The following is a 5,998-nucleotide window of genomic DNA, read 5'->3' as shown; positions in this document are numbered from 1 at the left end:
GGTATTGGGAAGACAAATTCATTAATCTTGTTGAAGATTATATGACAAAAAAACATTTTTACGATAGCAAAACCATAAAATTTATCTTATGGCAATATGAAAATATGCTAAGAGAAAAGAATCGTTCGGGTATTCTATTGAATAAAAATTTATTTAATGACTATACGATTGAACATATTTGTCCACAAAATCCAGAAGATACACCTCATAGTGAAGAATTTGAAAAAAATTATCTCCATCTTGCGGGTAATTTAGCCTTATTAACAAAAAGTCAAAATAGTCAATTTAGTAATAAATCCTTTGCAATAAAGCAGGATCTATTTAAATTGACGACTTTAACTAGTTATAGTGAAATCCATAGTCAAAATCAATGGGCAGAAGATGAGATTAACAGTCGTCATCAAAAAATCATGCAATTTACTCAACAATATTTTGATATTTCAGCATTATAACAACTAAAATCATGGGGGAATGACTTACTATTCTCCCCAATTATTTTTTGAGTAAATCAATATTTTAAAACCACCCTTTCTTTCCCTGTAAAACCGCATCAGCACAACGCAAGGTTTCTTGGCTCAAACCCCACAGACGATAATCCCCTGTTGCGGAGGTCACGTTAAAATTATGGATATAAGCAAAACTCAATTCACGGTCAGGATCACACCACGCACCTGAACCATTAAAACCCATATGACCAAAGCCATGTGGTGAACGCTTACCCATCGTTAAAATACGGTGATAACCCAAACGCCAATGCATTGGAATTGGCATCACCCGATCACGTGCTTTGCTTTGTACTGTACTCAGTTGCTTAAATACTTCTGGACGAATCAATTGTTGACCATTCCACTGCCCTTGATTAGCAAGCATGGCATAAACTTTAGCCAGACTATCTGCGGTAAAGACTCCATTTGCCGCTGGAATGACGGCTTGTAAACCAGCATCGCTATAAAAGCTAAAATTACGCATGCCTTTTGGAATCATGGCATCTTGGAAATCTTGGGAGCTTTGCCCAGAAAGTTCTAGTAATTTTTCTGATAATGATACTTTACGTGGTTGATCAGTTTTTTTAACTTGTGGCTCTGGTGCAGATGGTTTTTTAGGTTTTTCCAGCAAACGAGCAACCCGATCCAGCTCAGAAGCAGGCACGCCAAAATAAGCACCATTCAACTCAAGTGGTTGCACCAAATAACGTTGCATTAACCAACTTAAAGGCTGTTTCGCCGCTTTTTCAATGACCCCACCTATGAGCCAACCATAAGTCAGCGGTTGATAAGCAAGACTTTGTCCTGCTGCAAAACGTGGAGCAGCAGCCGCCATTAGCTCTAACATATGCGACCAATCCAACATTTCTGTTGCTGTCTCAATCGTATTGCGAATATCAAATAAACCACTTTGATGCGATAAAACATGACGTAATGTAATATTGGCTTTACCATTTTGGGAAAACTCAGGCCAATAATGTGCAATAGGCTGATCATAATCCAGTAAGCCTTCACTTACTAAAATATGTGCAAGCGTTGCTAAAATTCCTTTGCCTGTCGAATAACACATTGCCAAAGTATCAGATTGCCAATCTTGTTCTTGAGATTTTTTACCAGTAAAAATATCAACAACTTTCTGACCTTGGAAATATACCACCAATGCAGCGCCACCTTGATGGCTTCTCGCATCTTGCAAACGACTGAATTGGGTTGCTAAGTCAATAAAACGATGATCAACCTTGCCATGATAGTTATGCGTATCGGCAAATAAAATCTCTTTAATCAATGCACATATCCTTATGACATTTATATTTTTTAGAACAACCCTCTTGCGAACAAAAGGGCTGACTCAACAATACTATTCAGTATTAAAGTGCTTTCACTGTTCCCGCAAGATGTGGCTTTTTAGATTTAACGTTACGAATCAAGAAGTCAGTTTGTTTTGATTCGGCAGCTGTTAAAAACTCAACAGTTGATGGTAAATACATCGGCAATTTAAACCAAACATCTGCTTCATAAGCAGCGGGTAACTCAATACTCGCCAAAGCTTTTGCCTTACTCCACATGCCATGAGCAATCGCTTGTTTAAAACCAAATGCTTTAGCTGTGACTGCATGAATATGAATCAAGTTAAAATCACCTGAAATCAATGCATAGCGGCGACCAATATTCTCAGAAATATTCCATTCAGCTTTTGGTTGATATGCAGGCTCTTTAGATTCTTTCGATTTTTCAGAAGCTTTTTTCTCAGTTTTTTGACGTGATAAATAAGTCGTCAAACTTTCCATCACCACTTCACCACCCACTTTGGCAGTTGTAATGAAATCGAATTGTAAGCCTTTATCATGTGGCTGAAGTTCGCCAAATTTACATGACAACGTAATTTGCTCATTTACAGCGATCTTACGTGTTTGCTTGATTTGGTTACGAATATGCACCAATCCTAAAATCGCAAATGGAAATGCTTCACTTGTCATCATGTGCATTTGCAGACTTTGCGACAGTACTGCTAGATAAATTGCTGGTACAAAACCATCATTTTTAAAACCACAAATTTCGTTATAGCTTTCTAAATGTTTTGCATCAATATTAAGCGTATCTACCACATATTCAACTTTTGGTAATACTTTTTCGCCTTTTGGCTTTTTAAAAATTAAACCTTGAATAACTTTTGGATAAGCTAAGTAAGGCTTTGGCAATTGACTAAAATGGCGTGTATTCATAATGAACCTTTCTATATTTTTATAAAAAAGGGATGCACAAGCACCCCTCTTCAAAACTTTTAACGCTTAAGCGCCCAACAAGCTTTGACCGCATACGCGAACAACGTTGCCTGTCACACCTGTTGAACCGGTAGAAGCATACCAAGCAATTGCTTCAGCAACATCTACAGGTAAACCACCTTGGTTCATTGAGTTCATACGGCGACCTGCTTCACGAATCGCAAATGGAATCGCAGCAGTCATTTGAGTTTCAATGAAGCCTGGTGCAACAGCGTTGATCGTAATACCATTCTTCAATGTTGGTGCAGTAAATTTAACCAAACCAATTACGCCTGCTTTAGACACTGCATAGTTGGTTTGACCCAAGTTACCCGCGATACCGCTGATTGATGATACACAAACGATACGACCATTTGCATTTAAACCATCATTAGAAAGTAAGTAATCGTTAACACGTTCAATTGCAGACAAGTTAATGTTGATGACTAGATCCCAAAGCTCTGGCTTCATGTTTGCCAAAGTTTTGTCACGAGTAATACCTGCATTGTGAACGATGACATCCAAACCGCCTTGTTTAGCCGCAGCAGTTTTAATTTTCTCGCCAGCGTCAGCAGCAGTAATATCGATTGCCAATACTGAACCGCCAATTGAACCCGCAACACGCTCAAGATCAGCTTGTTGTTGAGGAACATCTAAGCAAATCACATGTGCGCCATCACGTGCCAATACTTGTGCAATTGCTTCACCAATACCACGGCTTGCACCCGTTACGAGTGCAGTTTTACCCGCAAGTGGCTTAGCCCAATCTAATTTCACTATTTCTGCTTTAGAAATACGGATCACTTGACCAGATACATAAGCAGAGCGTGGTGAAATTAAGAAACGTAAAGTAGATTCCAAGTTTGCTTCAGCACCTTGATCTACATAAACCACTTGAGCAGTGATACCCTTTTTGAATTCTTTACCAACAGACTTCACAAAACCTTCAAGCGCACGTTGAGCAATGGCTTGTTTTACAGTTTTCGCTGTTTCAGGCGTTGTACCAATCACAATCACACGGCCAGAAGTTGAGATTTGACGCGCGATTGGATTAAAGAAGTTGTACAACTCTTTTAATTGTTCTGAATTTTGGATACCAGAAGCGTCGAATACAACTGCTTTAAATTTAGACTCTTTATCATCTGCATTCAAAGGACGAAGGTTTAAACCTACTTTTGCAGCAGTTTGCTGTAATTCAACGTTATTGCCTACGTAGCTATCTGCATGGATATTACTAAGAACCTGTGCAATAGAAGCGGAAATAGTGCTTGAAGGTGCTGCGCCAAGCAATACGGCACCATTTACAACAGGTTGGCCACTTTCAAAACGATCTAAGCTAACTGGTGACGGTAAACCTAAATTTTTTACAACAAATTTACCCAAAGGTGATTGTGTAAATGCTTGGTATTGATCGGTCATGATTATTATCTCTCATACAAATGAATTTTTTACAAACATCTAAACCATGTCAGCAAAATAACATGAAACCAATGTTTGATTGACTCGCAATAAATCATACTTGACTTCATGTCTGGATGTCTTGACCTGAATGTGGTCTAAATCGTCATTCTAGTCAATACAGCAGTATTGGAAATATGCTATGGTTATAGCAAGAATATCGCAATTATGCTTGGAAAAGCCTTATGAGCAAAACAACTCAAGAAAATCCAGCAGTCGAGAATTCTGCTCAAGAGACTGTGTCAAATACATCAAAAGCAACTTCTGCTCCAAGTAAAAGTGCTGACGCAACTCCTAAAGCAGCAAGTACGGCAACTAAAACGACTCGTCCTCGTTCTACCAGTCGTAGTACAAAAAGCACTGCTTCTTCTACATCTACAAAAGTAGCACCAGCTAAAACAACCAAACCTTCTGTTCAACAGGATAAAAGCATGAGCCAAAACACTGTTCGCCGTGTTGCCATTATTGGCGGTAACCGTATTCCTTTCGCACGTTCAAACGGCGCATATTTCACTGCCTCAAACATGGATATGTTCACCGCGACATTAAACGGCTTAGTTGAGCGTTTTAACCTACAAGGTCAACGTTTAGGTGAAGTGGTTGCAGGTGCGGTATTAAAACACAGCCGTGACTTCAACATGACTCGTGAGTGTGTTTTAAACACTCAGCTTGCACCAGAAACTCCAGCTTATGACATTCAGCAAGCATGTGGTACTGGTTTACAGGCAGCTTTCCTTGTTGCAAACAAAATCGCTTTGGGTCAAATCGAAGTGGGTATTGCAGGTGGTGTAGATACAACTTCTGATGCACCGATCGCTTTAGGTGATGGTTTACGTAAAGCTTTGCTTGAGTTGAACATTGCTAAAACAGGTAAAGATCGTTTAAAAGCTTTATCTAAAATCAATGTTAAAGATTTGATGGACGCACCTAAAAATGGTGAACCACGCACTGGTTTATCTATGGGTGATCACCAAGCAATTACTGCCCTTGAATGGGGTATCGCTCGTGAAGATCAAGACGCTTTAGCAGCTTCTTCTCATCAAAAAATGGCAAAGGCATACGAAGAAGGTTTCTTCGATGACTTAATCACGCCATTCTTAGGTTTAAGCCGCGACAACAACTTACGTGCTGACTCAACTGCTGAGAAATTAGCAAAATTAAAACCAGTATTTGGCAAAGGCGAAGCTGCAACAATGACAGCGGGTAACTCTACTCCACTTACTGACGGTGCTTCATGCGTACTTTTAGCTTCTGAAGAGTGGGCTAAAGCAAATGGCCATGAAGTTCTTGCTTACTTGACGTTCACTGAAACTGCTGCAGTTGATTTTGTTGGCAAGAAAGAAGGCTTATTGATGGCTCCTGCTTATGCAGTTCCACGTATGCTTGAGCGTGCTGGTCTTAAACTTCAAGATTTCGACTATTACGAAATCCACGAAGCGTTTGCATCACAAGTACTTTCTACTTTGAAAGCTTGGGAAGATGAGAAATTCTGTAAAGAGCGTTTAGGCTTAGATGCACCTTTAGGTTCAATTGATCGTAGCAAACTCAACGTTAAAGGTTCTTCTTTAGCTGCGGGTCACCCTTTCGCTGCAACTGGTGGTCGCATCATCGCCACCGCTGCGAAAATCTTAAACCAAAAAGGTTCAGGTCGTATCTTAGTTTCGATTTGTGCTGCTGGCGGTCAAGGTGTAACAGCTATTATTGAAAAATAATTGCCGACCTAATCAATAAGGGGCTAGGTCTTTGGATTTAGTCCCTTTTTCCTTTGTACACGACAAAAATAGATAACTCATT

General features: G+C 39.6%; 5 protein-coding genes. 2 read left to right on the top strand and 3 right to left on the bottom strand.

What is annotated here, in order from left to right:
* Positions 1–452: HNH endonuclease family protein (locus B4H32_RS01000; RefSeq protein ID WP_286799334.1), on the top strand; the 452-nt coding region annotated here is incomplete at its 5' end.
* Positions 453–516: 64 nt separating this feature from the next.
* Here B4H32_RS01000 and B4H32_RS00995 read toward each other — a convergent pair.
* The 3 genes from B4H32_RS00995 to B4H32_RS00985 form a co-directional block, all read right to left on the bottom strand.
* Entirely contained in the window at positions 517–1,770 is a 1,254-nt protein-coding gene (locus B4H32_RS00995) for a serine hydrolase domain-containing protein (RefSeq protein ID WP_004680905.1), read from the bottom strand.
* 82 nt (positions 1,771–1,852) lie between these two features.
* Positions 1,853–2,707, bottom strand: coding sequence for a MaoC family dehydratase (locus B4H32_RS00990; RefSeq protein ID WP_004680906.1), 855 nt, complete (start codon positions 2,705–2,707; stop codon positions 1,853–1,855).
* Positions 2,708–2,773: 66 nt separating this feature from the next.
* A complete protein-coding gene (locus tag B4H32_RS00985) occupies positions 2,774–4,165 on the bottom strand; it encodes a 3-oxoacyl-ACP reductase (RefSeq protein ID WP_004769242.1) in 1,392 nt (463 codons plus the stop codon).
* A 224-nt stretch (positions 4,166–4,389) separates the two neighbouring features.
* Here B4H32_RS00985 and B4H32_RS00980 point away from each other — a divergent pair, with 224 nt between their 5' ends.
* The gene (locus B4H32_RS00980) at positions 4,390–5,916 is read left to right on the top strand and encodes an acetyl-CoA C-acetyltransferase (protein WP_004680908.1); all 1,527 of its coding nucleotides are present in this window, start codon (positions 4,390–4,392) and stop codon (positions 5,914–5,916) included.
* The last annotated feature ends 82 nt before the right edge of the window (positions 5,917–5,998 follow it).

The sequence above is a fragment of the Acinetobacter sp. UBA2063 genome (assembly GCF_002333245.1).
GTDB classification, from domain to species: Bacteria; Pseudomonadota; Gammaproteobacteria; order Pseudomonadales; family Moraxellaceae; genus Acinetobacter; species Acinetobacter parvus.
Note: the sequence above shows the minus strand (reverse complement) of the source record. Positions and strands in the feature narration are given on the sequence as shown.